Source organism: Nocardiopsis sp. RV163 (assembly GCF_001029525.1).
Taxonomy (GTDB): Bacteria; Actinomycetota; Actinomycetes; order Streptosporangiales; family Streptosporangiaceae; genus Nocardiopsis; species Nocardiopsis dassonvillei.
Window position 1 is genome coordinate 14415 of record NZ_LEKI01000061.1, and the last position, 15877, is coordinate 30291.

Annotated in this window: 11 protein-coding genes and 1 pseudogene; 5 read left to right on the forward strand and 7 right to left on the reverse strand. The window is 75.0% G+C overall.

Annotation, left to right across the window (positions count from 1 at the left end):
• Positions 1-67: 67 nt before the first annotated feature.
• Positions 68-673 (reverse strand): response regulator transcription factor, encoded by a 606-nt coding sequence (locus ABD54_RS13080; RefSeq protein ID WP_047869745.1) that lies wholly within the window; start codon positions 671-673, stop codon positions 68-70.
• Positions 674-999: 326 nt separating this feature from the next.
• On the opposite strand from ABD54_RS13080, the gene ABD54_RS13085 reads away from it, so the two are divergent.
• Entirely contained in the window at positions 1000-2934 is a 1935-nt protein-coding gene (locus tag ABD54_RS13085) for a trypsin-like peptidase domain-containing protein (protein ID WP_047869746.1), read from the forward strand.
• A 300-nt stretch (positions 2935-3234) separates the two neighbouring features.
• Positions 3235-4539 (forward strand): glycosyltransferase, encoded by a 1305-nt coding sequence (locus tag ABD54_RS13090; protein ID WP_047869747.1) that lies wholly within the window; start codon positions 3235-3237, stop codon positions 4537-4539.
• On the opposite strand, the gene ABD54_RS13095 is transcribed toward ABD54_RS13090, so the two are convergent.
• The 3 genes from ABD54_RS13095 to ABD54_RS13105 form a co-directional block, all read right to left on the reverse strand.
• On the reverse strand, positions 4499-5974 hold the full coding sequence (locus tag ABD54_RS13095; protein WP_047869756.1) for a HAMP domain-containing sensor histidine kinase: 1476 nt from the start codon (positions 5972-5974) through the stop codon (positions 4499-4501). The two genes, ABD54_RS13090 and ABD54_RS13095, sit on opposite strands and share 41 nt — an antisense overlap.
• A gap of 161 nt (positions 5975-6135) precedes the next feature.
• On the reverse strand, positions 6136-6834 hold the full coding sequence (locus ABD54_RS13100) for a response regulator transcription factor (protein ID WP_047869757.1): 699 nt from the start codon (positions 6832-6834) through the stop codon (positions 6136-6138).
• A gap of 133 nt (positions 6835-6967) precedes the next feature.
• The gene (locus tag ABD54_RS13105) at positions 6968-7915 is read right to left on the reverse strand and encodes a CoA ester lyase (protein ID WP_047869748.1); all 948 of its coding nucleotides are present in this window, start codon (positions 7913-7915) and stop codon (positions 6968-6970) included.
• A 207-nt stretch (positions 7916-8122) separates the two neighbouring features.
• On the opposite strand from ABD54_RS13105, the gene ABD54_RS13110 reads away from it, so the two are divergent.
• Complete coding sequence (locus tag ABD54_RS13110; protein WP_047869749.1) at positions 8123-10462, forward strand: molybdopterin-dependent oxidoreductase; 2340 nt, start codon at positions 8123-8125, stop codon at positions 10460-10462.
• A gap of 112 nt (positions 10463-10574) precedes the next feature.
• On the opposite strand, the gene ABD54_RS13115 is transcribed toward ABD54_RS13110, so the two are convergent.
• A complete protein-coding gene (locus tag ABD54_RS13115) occupies positions 10575-12761 on the reverse strand; it encodes a PrsW family glutamic-type intramembrane protease (RefSeq protein WP_047869750.1) in 2187 nt (728 codons plus the stop codon).
• A 337-nt stretch (positions 12762-13098) separates the two neighbouring features.
• On the opposite strand from ABD54_RS13115, the gene ABD54_RS13120 reads away from it, so the two are divergent.
• Positions 13099-13560, forward strand: coding sequence for a hypothetical protein (locus tag ABD54_RS13120; protein ID WP_047869751.1), 462 nt, complete (start codon positions 13099-13101; stop codon positions 13558-13560).
• Positions 13560-13910 carry a transcriptional regulator gene (locus ABD54_RS13125; RefSeq protein ID WP_053063587.1) on the forward strand — a complete coding sequence of 117 codons (351 nt, stop codon included), beginning with the start codon at positions 13560-13562 and terminating at the stop codon, positions 13908-13910. Before ABD54_RS13120 ends, ABD54_RS13125 begins: the two co-directional genes overlap by 1 nt.
• Before the next feature lie 156 nt (positions 13911-14066).
• Here the strand turns inward: ABD54_RS13125 and ABD54_RS13130 are convergent, their stop codons facing one another.
• Complete coding sequence (locus tag ABD54_RS13130; RefSeq protein ID WP_047869752.1) at positions 14067-15386, reverse strand: methyltransferase; 1320 nt, start codon at positions 15384-15386, stop codon at positions 14067-14069.
• Positions 15383-15877: pseudogene (locus ABD54_RS13135) on the reverse strand (hypothetical protein); the annotation flags it as partial. The gene ABD54_RS13130 and the pseudogene ABD54_RS13135, both read right to left, overlap by 4 nt.

Genomic DNA, 15877 nt, shown 5'->3' on the forward strand with positions numbered 1-15877 from the left:
GGCGCGGCCCTTCTCGCGGTCGGGCGCCCGGAGCACGGGAGCGGGGTCGCAGCAGGCGGGGTGGCGCCTACAGCCAGCCCATGTCCTGGGCGGTGCGGATGGCGGACATGCGGTTGTCGGCGCCGGTCTTGCCGATGGCGTTGGAGAGGTAGTTGCGCACGGTGCCCTCGGTCAGGTGGAGGGAAGCGGCGATCCTGGCGACGGTGGCCCCGTCGGAGGCGGCGCGCAGCACCTCGGTCTCGCGGTCGGTGAGCGGGCTCTCGCCGCCGACCATCGCGGCGGCGGCCAGGTCGGTGTCGATGTAGCGCCCGCCCCCGTGCACGCGGCGGATGGCGCCCGCGAGCTGGTCGACCGGGGCGTCCTTGGCGAGGAAGCCGCGCGCGCCGGAGGACAGTGCGCGGCGCAGGTAGCCGGGGCGGCCGAAGCTGGTGAGGATGACGACGCCGCAGTCGGGCGCGTCCGTCCGCAGCCGCGCGGCCACCTCCAGCCCGGTGGCGCCGGGCATCTCGATGTCCAGGACGGCGATCGCGGCTCCGTGCCGCAGGACGGCGTCGACCACCTCGTCGCCCCGGCCGACCTCGGCGACGACCTCCAGGTCGTCCTCCAGGCCGAGGAGGGCGGCGATGGCCCCCCGCACGAGGTGTTCGTCATCGGCCAGCACGATCTTGATCAAGGTCGGTTCTTCTCCGGTGTCTCGCTTTGGCTTCGGCACGATATCGTTTCGGGCATTGTGGTGCATACGGCGCCTACGGGGAGCGCGCCGGGGTAACGGGCGACGTGTCGGGTCGCGGCGTCGGGGGTTGGGATGCTCTCACGGACGTCGGGGCCAGTCACGGGCGGCCCGGTCCGACGGCACCGGACCACGGGACCGCCGACGCGGACCGGGCGGGGGGCGGAAGGACTCGAAACCCCGGCATATCGCGCTCTCACCCTGTTCTAACCCATGCGTCGCATGATGGAACACGTCACTGAACATCGTCCCGTCAGCCGGAGGATGAGTTGAACCCCAACGAACCGAGTGCAGGTACCGAGCCCGGTGCGACGGCCGGGAACGGGCTTCCCGAGCACCGCCCCGCCGAGCCCGCCGAGCAGGCGGGGCCCTCCGGCCCGCACGAGGGGGGCTCCTCCACGGCTGACGGCGCCGACGTCCGTGGCGCGTCCGGCGGGGAGCACGGGGGTGTCCCCGCCGGACAGGACGGCCGGACCCACGGAGCCGAGCACGCCGGGCCCCAGCGGTCCTTCGGGGACTCCGAGGCGCAGGGGACCGGTGGGGGGTCCGGGGGCGGGGAGGCCGGCGAGCACGTGGAGCGGCCCGCTCAGGACGAGCCCGGCGGTTACACCGGCGTGTGGCAGAGCGGCGAACAGCCCGGTCAGGTGCCATCCGGCGGGTACCCCGGCGCCGAGCGCAGCGGAGGGTACGCGGCGGCCGGGCAGACGGGTGAGGGCTTCCCGTCCCAGCAGGGCGGGTACACGGGGGCAGAGCTGTACGGGCGGCCGGAGACCGGCCCCGCGGGGGCGGGGCCGACCTTCTCCCCGCCCGGGCAGCCTCCGAGGTGGGCCACCGGGCCCAACGACCCGGAGCACGCCTCCTACACCTTCCCGCCGCCCGGGGGCGGCTACGGCGCCGCCGGAGGCCAGCACGGGCAGTTCTCCGCCCACCACCCCGCTCCCCCGCACAGCGGGCAGAACGGCCCCCACGGGCCGACCGGGCACGGGCAGCCGCCGTACGGTGACGGCGGCGCGTTCGGGGCGGGCGGCCCCGGCGGTCCCGGGGACCACTGCGGCCACGGCGGGCAGCCGCCGTTCGGCGGCGCCTTCCCCGGGTCGGTGCCCCCGCAGGGAAGCGGCAGGAAGCGCGGCTCCGGCAGGATCGTGACCGTCGCCGCGATCACCGCCCTGGTCACGAGCCTCATCGTGGGCCCGATGACGGCCCTGGGCACCGCCTACCTGTTCCCCAACGGCCTGAGCGGGCCGATCAGCTCGCTCAACCAGGAGCAGGAGAGCACCCAGACCGAGGGCGAGGTCGGCGAGGTCGCCGACACGGTCCTGCCGAGCGTGGTGTCCATCCGCACCGCCAACGGCGGCGGCAGCGGCGTGGTCATCTCCTCCGACGGCCAGATCCTCACCAACGCGCACGTCGTGGCCGCAGCCGAGGGCGGTCCGATCGAGGTGCTGTTCAACGACGGCAGCTCCGCGCGCGCCGAGGTCATGGGCTCGGACCCGGTCTCCGACATCGCGGTGATCCAGGCGGAGGGGCGCAACGACCTCACCCCGGCCACCCTCGGCGACTCCGAGCAGGTCGGCGTGGGAGCCGAGGTGGTCGCGATCGGCTCCCCGCTGGGGCTGTCGGGCACGGTGACCACGGGGGTGGTCAGCGCGCTGAACCGTCCGGTGAACACCGGGCAGTCCGGGCAGACCTCCACGGTGATCAACGCGATCCAGACGGACGCGGCGATCAACCCCGGAAACTCGGGAGGCCCGCTGGTGAACATGAACGGCGAGGTCATCGGGGTCAACACCGCGATCGCGGGCGTCTCGCAGGACAGCGGGTCGGTCGGGCTGGGCTTCGCCATCCCGATCAACCAGGTCCGCCCCATCGCGGAGCAACTGGTCGAGGACGGCAGCGCGAGCTACCCGGCTATCGAGGCGACCATCACCAACTCCCGCGTCGGCGGCGCGGAGATCGTGGAGGTCACCGAGGGCGGCGCGGCCGCCGAGGCCGGGCTCCAGGCCGGTGACGTGGTGGTGTCCGTGGACGGCGAGCAGGTGTCCACGCCGGATGAGCTGATCGCGCAGATCCGGACCCGCCAGCCCGGCGAGGAGGTCACCCTGGGGGTCGTCCCCGACGGCGGCAGCGGTTCCGAGGAGCAGGTCACGGTGACGCTCGGGGAGCAGAGCGTGGAGGCGGCCCAGAACGAGGAGGGCGGGAACTGACGGGAGCGGCCCCGTTTCCCGCACGGGCGGCCCCGGACCCTCGGGTCCGGGGCCGCCCGCCGTGTGTGCGGCGGAAGCCGCGTTCACGCCCCGGAGGCGTGGCGGACCCCGGGCGCGCGGACCGCAGGCCGCTGCCCGCCGGCGCGGCCGGACTCCCGGGTAGGCGGGGGGCACGGAACTCCCGCTCCATCGCCGCGTGCCACCGGGCGGTCGCCCCGCGGTCACCGAGAGGTCGGCGGGGGTCAACGCGGGTGACCCACACTCGGGCGTACGCGGCGACCCGACAAAGGAGATCAGGTCATGTCCACGTCCTTCGCCTCTCCCACGGCGGCACCGCCCCGGCCCGCCGTCGGCGCGACGCGCCGCGCGCGTGTCCTGATCGGTACCGACACCTATCCCCCCGACGTGAACGGCGCCGCGTACTTCACCGCCCGCCTCGCCCGCGGTCTGGCCGCGCGCGGCGCGCGCGTGCACGTGGTGTGCCCCTCGCCCGAGGGCGCCCCGTACACGGCGGAGCGCGGCGGAGTGGTCGAGCACCGGCTGCGCTCGGTGTCCTCCCTGGTCCACGACAGCGTGCGGCTCGCGGTCCCGCTGGGCGTGCGCGGTCACCTGGACCGGCTCCTGGACCGGCTGCGCCCGGACGCCGTCCACATCCAGAACCACTTCCTCGTCGGCCGGATGCTGGCCGCCGCCGCACGCGCCCGCGGCGTGCCCGTGGTGGCCACCAACCACTTCATGCCGGAGAACCTCTTCGACTACGTGCGCGTGCCCGCGCCGCTGCGCCCGCACGCGGCCCGGCTGGCCTGGTGGGACCTGGTCGCGGTGCTGTCCAGGGCCGGGCACGTTACCGCGCCCACCCCGGCGGCGGCGCGGCTGCTGCTCGACCAGGGGTTCGCCCGGCCGGTCGAACCGGTCTCGTGCGGGATCGACCTGGACCGGTTCAGCCCGCTGGACGGCGGCGCGGCCACCCGGCGGCGGCTGCGCGCCCGGCTGGGCGTGCCGGACCGCGGGACGGTGCTGTTCGTGGGGCGGCTGGACGAGGAGAAGCGCGTGGAGGAACTGGTGCGCGCGGTGGCCCTGACCGACGGTGTGCAGCTCGTGCTGGCCGGGCACGGCGCGCACCGGGCGCGGCTGGAGGAGCTGGCGGCGGAGGTCGGAGCGGCCGACCGGGTGGTGTTCCTGGGCTTCGTGCCGCACGCCGACCTGCCCGACGTGTACCGGTGCGCGGACGTGTGGGCCATCGCCGGGACCGCCGAACTCCAGAGCATCGCCACCCTGGAGGCGATGGCGAGCGGCCTGCCGGTGGTGGCGGCGGACGCCATGGCTCTGCCGCACCTGGTGGAGGAGGGCGGCAACGGGTACCTTTACCCGCCCGGCGATCTGGAGGCGCTGGCCGCCCGGGTGGAGTCGGTGGTCGCCGACGAGGGCCGACGCCTCGGGATGGGCGCGCGCAGCCGCGGCATGGCCGAGCTGCACCGGCTGGAGGACTCGCTGGAGCGGTTCGAGCGGATCTACCGCGAGGCGTCCGCCGGTGCGGGGGCCGGCGCCGAAGCCGGTGCGGCGCTCACCCCCGCGCCTTCGGCTCCTCGTCCCGCGGCGGTGTGAACAACGGCAGGTGGAAGCCGATGACGGCGCCGCCGCCCTCCCTGTTGCGGGCGAACACCCCGCCCCCGTGCGCCTGCGCGATCTCCCTGACCATGGACAGGCCGAGCCCGGAACCGGGCAGGCCGCGGGCGACGGCGGCCCGGTAGAAGCGTTCGAAGACGTGGTCGAGTTCGGCCGGGTCGATGCCGGGCCCCCGGTCCAGGACCTCCACCGCCCCCGCGCGCACGCGGATCTCGATGGGCTCGGTGCCCTCGGGGTCGAACTTGGCGGAGTTCTCCACCGGGTTGGAGACGGCGCGCTCCAGGGAGCCGGGACGGCCCCACACGACGCTGTCGTCGGCGTCCACGACGATGTCGCGGCCGGTGCGGCGGCGGGCGCGCTCGGCGACCTTCTCGGCGATCCCGGCGAGGGGGACGGCGCTCATCTGCTCGTCCTCGTGGTCGCCGGTGGCCAGGCCGACCAGTTCGTTGACCAGCGCGGTGAGTTCACGGGTCTCGCCGCGCAGGTCCTCGATGAGGCCCGCGCGCGCCTCAGGGCTGAGCCGGTCCACCCTGTCGAGCACCTGCACGTTGGTGTAGAGGCTGGTCAGCGGGGTGCGGAGTTCGTGCGCGGCGTCCTGGACGAGGCGGCGCTGTTCGTCCTTGGAACGGGCCAGGCGGGCGAGCATGGCGTTGAACGCGCTGGTGAGGCGGCCGACCTCGTCGCGGCCGACGTCCTCCTCGCGGCTCTCGCCGCTCCGGCCGGGGTCCACGGGGTCGAGCCGTCCGGTGGAGCTGACGTACTCGGCCGCCTCGGTGAGGCGCACCAGGCGTCCGGTGGTGCGGTGGCCCACCAGCCAGCCCGCGGCGGCCGCGCACAGGGCGACGAACAGGCCCACCCACAGGATCTGCGTGGCCAGCCGGTCGATCATCAGCTCGGTCGGGGACAGGCGCTGGAGGAGCTGGAGGGCCCCGGCGCCGTCGCCGAGGGAGACCGTGGCCAGCCGGTACTCCTGGCCGCCGATGGCCTGCTCGCGCATGTCGACGATGCCGGGCCGAGGCTCCTCGGCGACCTCCAGGTCCCTCTGCGACGGTGCGAACAGGATGATCTCGGACGGGTCGGCGATGTTGACCGTCCTGCTGCCGTCGGGTTCGAGGAGCTGGAGCTGGAACTTGTCGCTGGGCAGGAACGGGCCGGGACCGGCGGAGCCTCCCCGCCCCTGCTGGTGGTAGTCGACGAGCTGGTCGGACAGGGCGGTGACGGTGCTCTCGAACTCGGTGCGGGCGTCGGAGCGGATGAGCGCGGCGGCGGTGGTGTAGGCGAGGGTGCCGACCAGGGCGATGACGACGGTGGCGACCAGCGCGAAGATCACCGCGAAGCGGGTGCCCAGCCGCCAGTCGCCCGGTTGGAGGAGCGTCCGGCGCCACCTCGGTACGGCGGTGCGCGCGGCGGACAGCAGCGCCCTGGGAGCGGACGCGGCGCCGGGGCCGTGCGGGGGGCCCGAGGCGGCCGAGGCTCCGGTGCCGGAGGGTGTCCCCGGGCCGGGTGAGGCGCCGGGACCGTGCGGGGTGCCGTGTCCGGGTCCCCGCGGGGTGCCGTCGTCGGGTCGCACGGGACTCAACCCTGCGGCCGGAGCGTGTAGCCGACCCCGCGCACGGTCTGGATCAGCGGCGGCCCGCCGTCCTCCAGCTTGCGGCGCAGGTAGCTGATGTAGACGGCGAGGTTCTTGGACTCGGGGCCGAAGTCGTAGCCCCAGATGCGGTCGTAGATGGTGGAGTGGTCCAGGACGATCCCGGCGTTGCGCACCAGGAGTTCGAGCAGGTCGAACTCGGTCTTGGACAGCTCGACCTCGCGGTCGCCGCGCCAGACCCGGCGGGAGGCCGGGTCCAGGGACAGCTCGCCGACGCGCAGCGGGCCCTGCTCGGAGGCCTCGTCGGGAAAGGGCGCGGCCCGGCGCAGCAGGGCGCGCAGCCGGGCGAGGAGCTCCTCCAGCTCGAAGGGCTTGGCGAGGTAGTCGTCGGCCCCCGCGTCGAGCCCCGCCACCCGGTCCGGCGTCTCCACGCGCGCGGTGAGCATGAGGATCGGTGTGCGGTCGCGCTCGGCGCGCAGCACGCGGGCCACCCCGAGCCCGTCCACCCCCGGCATCATCACGTCGAGGACGAGCAGGTCGACGGGGTCGGCGTGCACGGCGGCGAGGGCTTGGACCCCGTCCGGTACCGTCCTGACCCTGTAGCCCTCCAGTTGGAGCGCGCGTTCCAGTGAGTCCCTGATCGCGCGGTCGTCGTCGGCGACCAGAACCGTGGCGGTGGCTTCCATGGCGCCCATGGTTCCGTATGAGGGTGAGAGGGCGGTAAGAGCGGGGTGGGGCGCGTGTCAGACTCCGCGCCGGTCGGAGCCCGTGCGGACCGGGCGGGTCCGCACGGGGTCCGCCCTCCGCAGGGGTCCGGGTTCAGGCCCCGGGGTCGAACGCGCGGGTCCGGGCCATCCCGGCCGCGCGCCCCTTGCCCGCGACCACGAGCGCCATCTTGCGGGAGGCCTCGTCGAGCATCTCCTCGCCGAGCATGACGGCGCCGCGCCGGTCAACGGTGGTGGCGTGGGCGTAGGCATCCAGGATCAGCTCGGCGTGGTCGTAGTCCTCCTGGGAGGGCGCGAACACCTCGTTGGCGGCCTCCACCTGGAGCGGGTGCAGGACCCACTTGCCGTCGAAGCCGAGGGCGGCCGTGCGCCCGGCGGAGCGGCGGAACGCGTCCACGTCCCGGATCTGGAGGTAGGGGCCGTCGATGGCCTGGAGCCCGTGGGCGCGGGCGGCCGTGAGGATGCGCATGAGCACGTAGTGGTAGGCGTCGCCGGTGTCGTAGCCGGGCGGCTGCTCGCCGACGACCAGGCTCTTCATGTTGATGGAGGCCATGAAGTCGGCGGGCCCGTAGACGAGGCTCTCCAGGCGGGGCGAGGCCGCGGCGATCGCGTCCACGGCCACCAGGCCGCGGGCGTCCTCGATCTGCGCCTCGATGCCGATCCGGCCGACCTCCAGCCCGACGGCGCGTTCGATCTGGGTGAGGAGGGTGTCGAGCCACTGGACGTCGCGGGCCGAGGTGACCTTGGGCAGGACCAGGGCGTCGAGTCCGGCGCCGGCGCCCTCGACGACGGCGACGACGTCTCGGTAGGCCCACCCGGTGGTGACGTCGTTCACGCGGACGGACCGCACCTTGCCGTCCCAGCCGCCGTCGTTGAGCGCCCGGACGACGGCGTGGCGGGCGGAGTCCTTCTCCAGGGGCGCGACCGCGTCCTCCAGGTCGAGGAAGAAGGCGTCCGCGTCCAGTTCCCGAGCCTTGTCCACGAACCGGGGGTTGGACCCCGGCACCGCGAGTACCGACCGCCGCGACCTGAGTTCGCCCATCGCCGTCCGTCCCCCTGCTCCACTCGTCCGCCTGCGCGCGGTCCGCACCGGTCGGCGGCGCGGGAGCGCGGTCGCGGCGCCGGCCGTCCGGCCGGGTCGGCCGCCTCCTCCGGGCGGGACCGCGCCGCCCATCATCGCACCGTGCGGTGCATAGGGTGGGTCCGGGCCCCTGGTGGGGCACAGGGGAATTCCAGGGGGGAAACGAGCATGTCCGGCACGTCGTCGTATCCGACCAGCGCCCACTGGGGCAGTTACCGGGTGGTCGTGGAGGACGGCCGGGTGGTCGGAACCCTCCCGGACCCGGACGACCCGGCGCCGTCCCCGGTGATCGCCAACACCCCCGCCGCCCAGCACCACGCCTCGCGGGTGGCGCGTCCGGCGGTGCGGCGGCGCTGGCTGGAGAACGGACCCGGCCCGGACCCGTTCCGGGGGGACCCCGACGACGCCTACGTCGAGGTGGAGTGGTCCACGGCGCTGGACCTGCTGGCCGGTGAGCTGGACCGGGTGCGCGGCGCGTACGGGAACGCGGCGATCTACGGCGGTTCGTACGGCTGGGGCAGCGCGGGGCGGATCCACCACGCGCAGAGCCAACTGCACCGGTTCCTCAACTCGATCGGCGGGTACACGCGCTCGCGCACCACCTACAGCCACGGAGCGGTGGAGGTGCTCTTCCCACGGATCGTCGGCGTCCCCGCGGCGAACCGGCTGCTGCACCGGGCCCCGTCGTGGACCCGGATCCGCGAGCACACCGAGCTGCTGGTGAGCTTCGGCGGACTGCGGGTGTCCAACACGTGGACCTCCTCGGGCGGGCGCGCCGCCCAGACCGCCGGTCCGGCGATGCGCGACGCGTCCGGGTCCGGCGTGGAGTTCGTGTCGGTGTCGCCGCTGCTGGACGACACCCCCGAGGACGTCGAGGCCGAGTGGGTCTCCCTCAACCCGGGGACCGACACGGCGGTGATGCTCGCGCTGATGCACGTGCTGTTCACGGAGGGCCTGGCCGACACCGCCTTCCTGGACCGCTACACCGTGGGCGCGGACGTGCTGCGCGCGTACGTGCTGGGCGAGCGCGACGAGCGGGGCGGCCCGGACGGGACCGCGCGGACGCCGGAGTGGGCCGAGCGGATCAGCGGGGTCCCCGCCGACGGACTGCGGTCGCTGGCCCGGCGGATGGCGGCGCGGCGCACGCTGGTCAACGTGGGGTGGTCGGTGCAGCGGGCGCGGTACGGCGAGCAGCCGTTGTGGGCCGGGCTGGCGCTGGCGTGCTGCCTGGGCCAGGTGGGGCTGCCGGGCGGTGGCTTCGCGTCCGGCTACGGGTCCATGGGCAACTACGGGGGCGGCGCGACGCCGCTGGGGCTGCCGAGGATGCCGCAGGGCAACAACGCGGTGGACTCGTTCATCCCGGTGGCGCGGGTGGCCGACATGCTGCTGGAGCCGGGCGGGCGCTACGACCACGACGGCGAGGAGCGGCGCTACCCGGACATCCGGCTGGTGTACTGGGCCGGGGGCAACCCCTTCCACCACCACCAGGACCTGAGGCGGTTGACCGAGGCGTTCGGACGGCCGGAGACGGTGGTGGTGAACGAGACGCACTGGACCGCGACGGCGCGGCACGCCGACATCGTGCTCCCGGCCACGACGGTGCTGGAGCGCGACGACATGGCCGCGAGCCAGGGCGACCTGAGCGTGCGGGCGATGCCGCGCGCGGTGGCGCCGCACGGGCAGGCGCGCGACGAGTACGACACCTACGCCGACCTGGCCGGGAGGCTGGGGGCGCGCGAGGAGTTCACCGAGGGGCGCACGAGCGGCGAGTGGATGCGCGTGGTGTACGGGCGCTGGCGGTCGCTGGTGGCGCGGCGGGGCTTGGAGGTGCCGGAGTTCGAGGAGTTCTGGGAGAGCGGGAGGGTGGAGATGCCCGGCCGGGTGGAGGACGAGGCGTTGCTGGTCGAGTTCCGTGCCGATCCGGAGGGCCACGCCCTGCGTACGCCGAGCGGGCGGATCGAGCTGTTCTCGGAGACGATCGCGTCGTTCGGGTACGAGGACTGCCCGGGGCACCCGGTGTGGCTGGCGGGGCCGGTGGTGGACGGCTCCGGTGGTCGGGCCGGGGGGTTCCCCCTGGTGCTGATCGCGAACCAGCCGAGCGGCAGGCTGCACAGCCAGCAGGACATGGGCGCGCACAGCATGTCGCAGAAGGTGCGCGGGAGGGCGCCGTTGCGCATGCGTCCGGAGGCGGCGCGGGCGTGCGGTGTGGCTGACGGGGACGTGGTGCGGGTGTCCAGCGCCACCGGCTCGTGCCTGGCGGGCGTGGTGGTGAGCGACGCGCTGCGGCCGGGGGTCGTGCAACTGTCAACGGGCGCCTGGTACGACCCCTCGTCGGAGGACGTGACGTGCGCGCACGGGAACCCGAACGCGCTGACGGAGGACGTGGGGACGTCCTCGCTGAGCCAGGGGTGCACGGGTCAACTGGTGCGCGTGCGCGTCGAACCGTTCACCGGGCAGGCGCCGCCCGTGCGCGCCTTCGAGCCGCCCAGGGGCGTCACAGCGGTCTGAGCGCAGCGGGGGCCTGCCCCGAGCACCGGCCCCGGAGCCTACCGTTCCGGGGGAACGGGCGGGGTCGGCGGAGCGGCCTCGGGGCGAGCGCGGGCTCACGGAGCCGGGACCGTCACCGGACGAGGAGCCGGTTCACGCGTCTGGGCAGCAGCAGCCCCGCCCAGCCCATGAGCGCGTACCCCACCTGGCCGGGCGCGAGCATGCCCAGGATCGCGCCGGTGTTCGCCGTCGGCGCGCGCAGGAACTCGCGCATCCTCGGATGCGCGTGCGGAACCCCGTTCCCGGACAGCAGCAGCGTGAGCACCGCGACCAGCACCACGGCCGCCCAGACCGCGTCGACACCGTTCAGGTCGCCCAGCCAGCCCCGGATCCGGTCCAGAGCCACGAACGCGTAGGCGGGCGCGCCGGGCGCGGCCGGGTCGGGCGCGGACTCGGCGGCGAACACCATCGCCGCCGCGCCCATCGCCGCCATCGCCCCGGTGACCCCTCCGGTGGCCGCCAGCCCCAGCCGCATCGCCAGTTCGCGCGCCTGCCGGGTCAGTTCCTCCTGTGAGGGGTAGTGGCGCCAGGGCCGCCCCGCCGACCGGGCCTCGCCCATGGCGTTCGCCCGCCGCCAGCGCAGGAACCGCCAGGTGTCGCAGAGCACCGAGGGTCCGCGCCGCGCCGCGATGGCCGCGACGGCCAGCTCGTGGGCGATCGTGGACACCGTGGTGGCCAGGGTGATCGGCAGGTCCACCCAGGACAGCGCCGTCCGGCGGAACACAGGAGCGATGTCGGCGGGCACGCGGACCCGCATGGCCACCGAACGCCCCCGCGCCCGGCGGCGCAGGCCGGCCAGCGGCGGCTGCCCGGGCAGCGGGGGCGTGGACTCGGCCGCGGTCGCGATCAGCCGGTAGTCCATGGCCACCGCGCACAGCAACAGCAGCACCAGCAGCCACGGGGTGAGCACCCCGCCGCCGAGGAGGCCGTGCACGAGGTCGGAGGCCGGGTGCAGCTGGGCGTTGGCCAGCCGCGCGTTCAGGTTCAGGTGCTCCAGGAACGCCAGGGTCAGCGCGACCGGCGGCAGCAGCCAAAGCCAGGCCCCGTAGCGGCGGCCGACGACCGCCAGGCCGAGCGCTGCGCCGACCAGGCCGGTGGTGACGGCGTGACCGGAGAAGACCGCGAGCACGGTGCCCGCGGGGTCGGTGACGGTGCTGCCGCCGGGCAGGAACAGGCCGCTCCCGGCGGGCGTGCCCGCCCCTGCGAGGGCCACCTGGGTGAGCAGGCGCTCGGCGAGCTGGAACCCGGCGCCGGAGGCCGCGGCCAGCAGCAGGAAGTCCACCGCGGCCAGGCGGCGCAGCCTTCGGCGGGCCGCCAGGGCCAGGAGCAGCAGCGGGAGGAGCTTGCCGACCTCCTCCACGGTCACGGCGACGTAGGTGTAGCCGAGGACGCCGTAGGGGTCGCCGCCCAGCAGTCCGGTGACGGCGGACTCGGCCAGCGCCAGCGGCCACAGCAGCAGCGCGCCGAACGCGGCCACCCGCAGCAGCGAGGCGAAGGAGACCGTGCGCGAGCGGGCCAGCAGGGCCAGTTGGAACAGCAGGACGAAGGAGGCGGCCAGCGCTGGGAACACGGCGCCCAGACCGGGGACGGCCAGGGGCGCCACGAGCAGCGCGGCCACCATGAGCCATCCCCAGGCCCCGCGCAGGGCCCGCAGGGAGCGGACCGCGCGCGGTGAGCGCAGCCGCGCGCGGTCGGCGCTGCGGGCCAGGAGTTCGGCCGGGTCGGGGCCGGGGCCGCGCGGGCCGCGGGCGTGGCGCGCGCCGGTCTCGGCGCAGTGGTAGAGCTGGGCGGCGCGGGCGAGGACCGGGCCGCCCTCGCGTCGGGCGCGCGAGGCGAAGTGGCTGCGGGCCTGGGGGATGTCGGCGCCGACGAGTTCGCGGACGAAGTCGGCGGGGCCGGCCGCGACGGTGAGCTCGTCCGCGGTGACCAGGACGGCGGCGGAGAAGTCCTCGACACAGACCAGGAAGTCGGTGGGCGCGGGCCCCCAGCCGCGGATGAGGTCGATGAGGGTGTCGGTGTCGAGGGGGACCTCGGTGACGGGGTCGTAGGAGAACTCGGGCCTGGTCCGGCACACCAGGAGCCGGTCCACGCCCATGGCGCGGCCCGCCGCGACGACCGCGCGGATGAGGTTGCGGTCGCGGGGGACCAGGAAGGGGGTGGTGACCTTGCCGTCGGCCCGGATCCAGTGGGGGTCGAACTCGGTCGCTCCGGCGCAGACGCGCAGCACGAGGTCACGCGCGAGCATGGCCTGTTCTTCCATGGGTCACCTCGTGCCTGGGGGCTCACTCGGGGGCGGACGGGCGCTCGTTCGGGTTCGGGGGGCCGCGAGCCCGTTTCCGCCGCCTTCCGGACGGATCGGCCCGACCGAGCATAACGGTGGGCCGACCGACCGGGGGGAGGGCGCCGTGGGCCCCTCCCCCTCGGCGGCGACCCCGCCGGCCGCGGGGCGTGTCGTTCATTCGGGCTCCTCGCGTCGTCGCTGGTCGACGCGGTGGCTGCGTCCCGGCGGCCCTCTCCCGCGTCCCGGTGCGCTTGACAGGAGCCGATCCTTGGTATCTACTTTCCATATAGAAAGTAGATGCGAAAGAGGAGATGACATGAACAGCAATCCCGAGCTCGACCAGGTCGCCGACGCCCGCCGCAAGCTCGCCAGCCGCACCGATCTGCCCGCCGCCTACTGGGTCTTCCTCGCCGCCGCGGGCGTGCTCATCGCCGGGCTGCCGATCTGGTCCGCCGTCCTGCCCGGCAGCGGCCCCTACTTCCAGTGGGCCATCCTCGGCGTGGTCCTGGTCGCCACCGCCTACTCGGTCATCCAGCGCCGACGCAGCGGCGTGTACATGCCTCGCTACATCACCTCCTACCCCGGCGCCCGGCTGATGTGGATCACCGCCCTGGCCGTCGCGGGCGCGGGCTACATCGGCATCAACCTCCTGGTCGACCGGGGCATGATCGGCTTCGCGCTCGCCGCGCTGGTGCCCGTGGCCGCCCTCGTGCTCGCCGGGCAGATGCTGGTCCGCTCGGCCATGCGCCGCAGCATCGAGAACGGCAGGGTCAAGTAGTGACCGCGCTGCACCGCCCCGGTGGCGGCGCCTCCGGGGGAGGCGCCGCCGCCGCACGCCAACCGATCCTGGAGACCGGCCCCCGCCTGGCGATGTGCGCGCTGTTGCAGAGCGCCAAGTGGGTCGACTTCGCCACCGTGCGCGACCTGCTCGGCGTCAGCGATCCGATGGTCTCCAAGCACAGCCGCACCCTGGAGGACGCCGGACTGCTCGAAGTCCGCAAGGGAGCGGTCGGGCGCCGACCGAAAACCTGGTTCCGCCTGACCCCGGTCGGACGAACGGCCCTGCAGAGCCACCTGGCCTGGCTGACCGGCCTGGGGTCAGCGGTCGAGCCCGACCCCGACACCTGAACCGGGGCGGGGAGTCCGGACCGGCCGGAACCGCGGCGGCCCGCTCCGGCTCCGACGCCGGGGAGGAGGGCCCCCTGCGCCGAGGAACACCGGGCGCCGCCCGCGCTCGCCGCGGGCGGCGCCTTCCGTGTCGGCCGCGAACGGATCGGCCCCGACTCACGCCCGCGCGCCGGGCACCGGCGCCCCACCGCCTCGGGGAGCGCCCGGCTCCTCCCCTCCCCCTCCTTCGCCGAGGGGGTCGCGCGAGGGACGCGGCCCGGCCCCGAAGGCGTCCGCGCACAACTGCGCGAAGTGCCGCACCCCCGGCAGGTCGAGCGCCCATCCCGCGAGCGCCCATCCCAGGTGCAGGTGCTCCAGTGCACGGGCCAGCGCCGACACCCCGCTCCAGCGCTGGCCCTCGGGGTTCTCGTAGGTGAGGCGGTACAGCACCTCGGGGTGCTCCGCCGCCGGTCGCGGCTCCAGCGCCACCGGGGCCCGGGCGGCCAGCCAGCCGCCCAAGCCCCGGCACATCGCGCAGTCCGCGGCCACGTACAACGTGCCCGGCGCGCGGCCGGGCCACGGCCGCCACCGGGGCAGCCAGGCGCGCACGCCCTTCCGGTAGGCCTCCCAGTCCCCTCCGAACGCCGCCCGCAGCGCGCCGCCCTCGTGCCAGGCGGCGAACCCCGCGCCGTAGGCGAGGGCCGCGAGGGCGCCGAGCAGCAGCCGCGGGTCGCCGACCACCGGGACCAGGACCAGGTACACCCCGACGACGGTTGTCTGCATCGGGTTGCGCAGGTAGGCGTAGGGGCCGCTGGTGACCAGCCGCGACGGCGGGTCGAAGGGCAGCGGGGTGCCGCCTCCCACCCGCGCGAACTCGCGGGCCGCCGCCAGCCCCGGCAGGCACACCGGGGCCAGGACCTGGGCGGCCACGAAGGCCGTGCCCGAACCGGGCAGGGCGTCCAGCGCGGCCAGCGGCAGGACCACCATGGCCCCGAACGCCAGGAGCGCCTGCGCCCACGTCCGGGCGTGCACCAACTGACCGGTGCGCGTCCAGTAGGCCAGCATCAGCGCGGGGATCAGGCACAGCGCGGAGCCGACGAACTCGCCGAGCAGCCAGAGCGGGCCCAGCACCACGACGGGTTCGGCGAGCGGCATGACGACGACGTCCACCCATACGAGCAGGCCGCTGAGCAGCGGCACCGGCAGCAGGCGCAGCAGCAGCGCGGGCAGCGCGCCCCACAGCACCGCCCAGGCCAGCAGCAGGTCCACGGGCATGCCGAGCCACACCGCGCCCTCGGCGTGGAAGGACCACCAGTCGGCGCGCAGCGCGTACAGGTTGAGCGGGACGAGCGTGAGCAGGGCCCACGACCCGGCCACCAGCATCGCCGCGACCTCGCGCGGGCGGGGCGCGCGCCACAGGCACAGTCCGGCCAGCAGGAACAGCGGGGCGAACAGGCCGACGCCGCGGATCAGCGCCGCGGGAAGTTCCGGGATCATCGGGAGCCCTCCGGGGCGGCGGAGAAGGTGGCGGCGAGGTACTCGGCGGCCAGGTCGGTCGCGTAGGACTGGATCGGCCCGAAGTACCAGGAGGGCTCGTAGGTGCGCTCGTAGTCGATGGACCAGGCCAGTCGGGTCCCGTCGCCCTCGGCGCGCCACACGGCCTCGGCGCTGCGCATGTCCATCCAGTTCGCGAAGGCGGTGTCCTCCACCACCCCGAACACCACGCGCCCGCCGTCCCCTCGGACCTCGCTCGCGGTGATCCGGAGCTCCATGCGGCGCGGCGTGGGCTCTGCGCCCGGCTCCAGCGTGCGGCGCGGGGTGAAGCGGACGTGGCGGGTGTCGCCGACCTCCAGGCCCTCGCCGGAGGCCGAGACGGGCTCGGGGAAGGGCACGGCCCGCAGGAAGAGCGCCTCGGGGGCGGCGTAGGCGGGCGCGTGGTGTTCGGGGTGGTGGAGGACACCGCCTTCGCGAACTGGATGGACATGCGC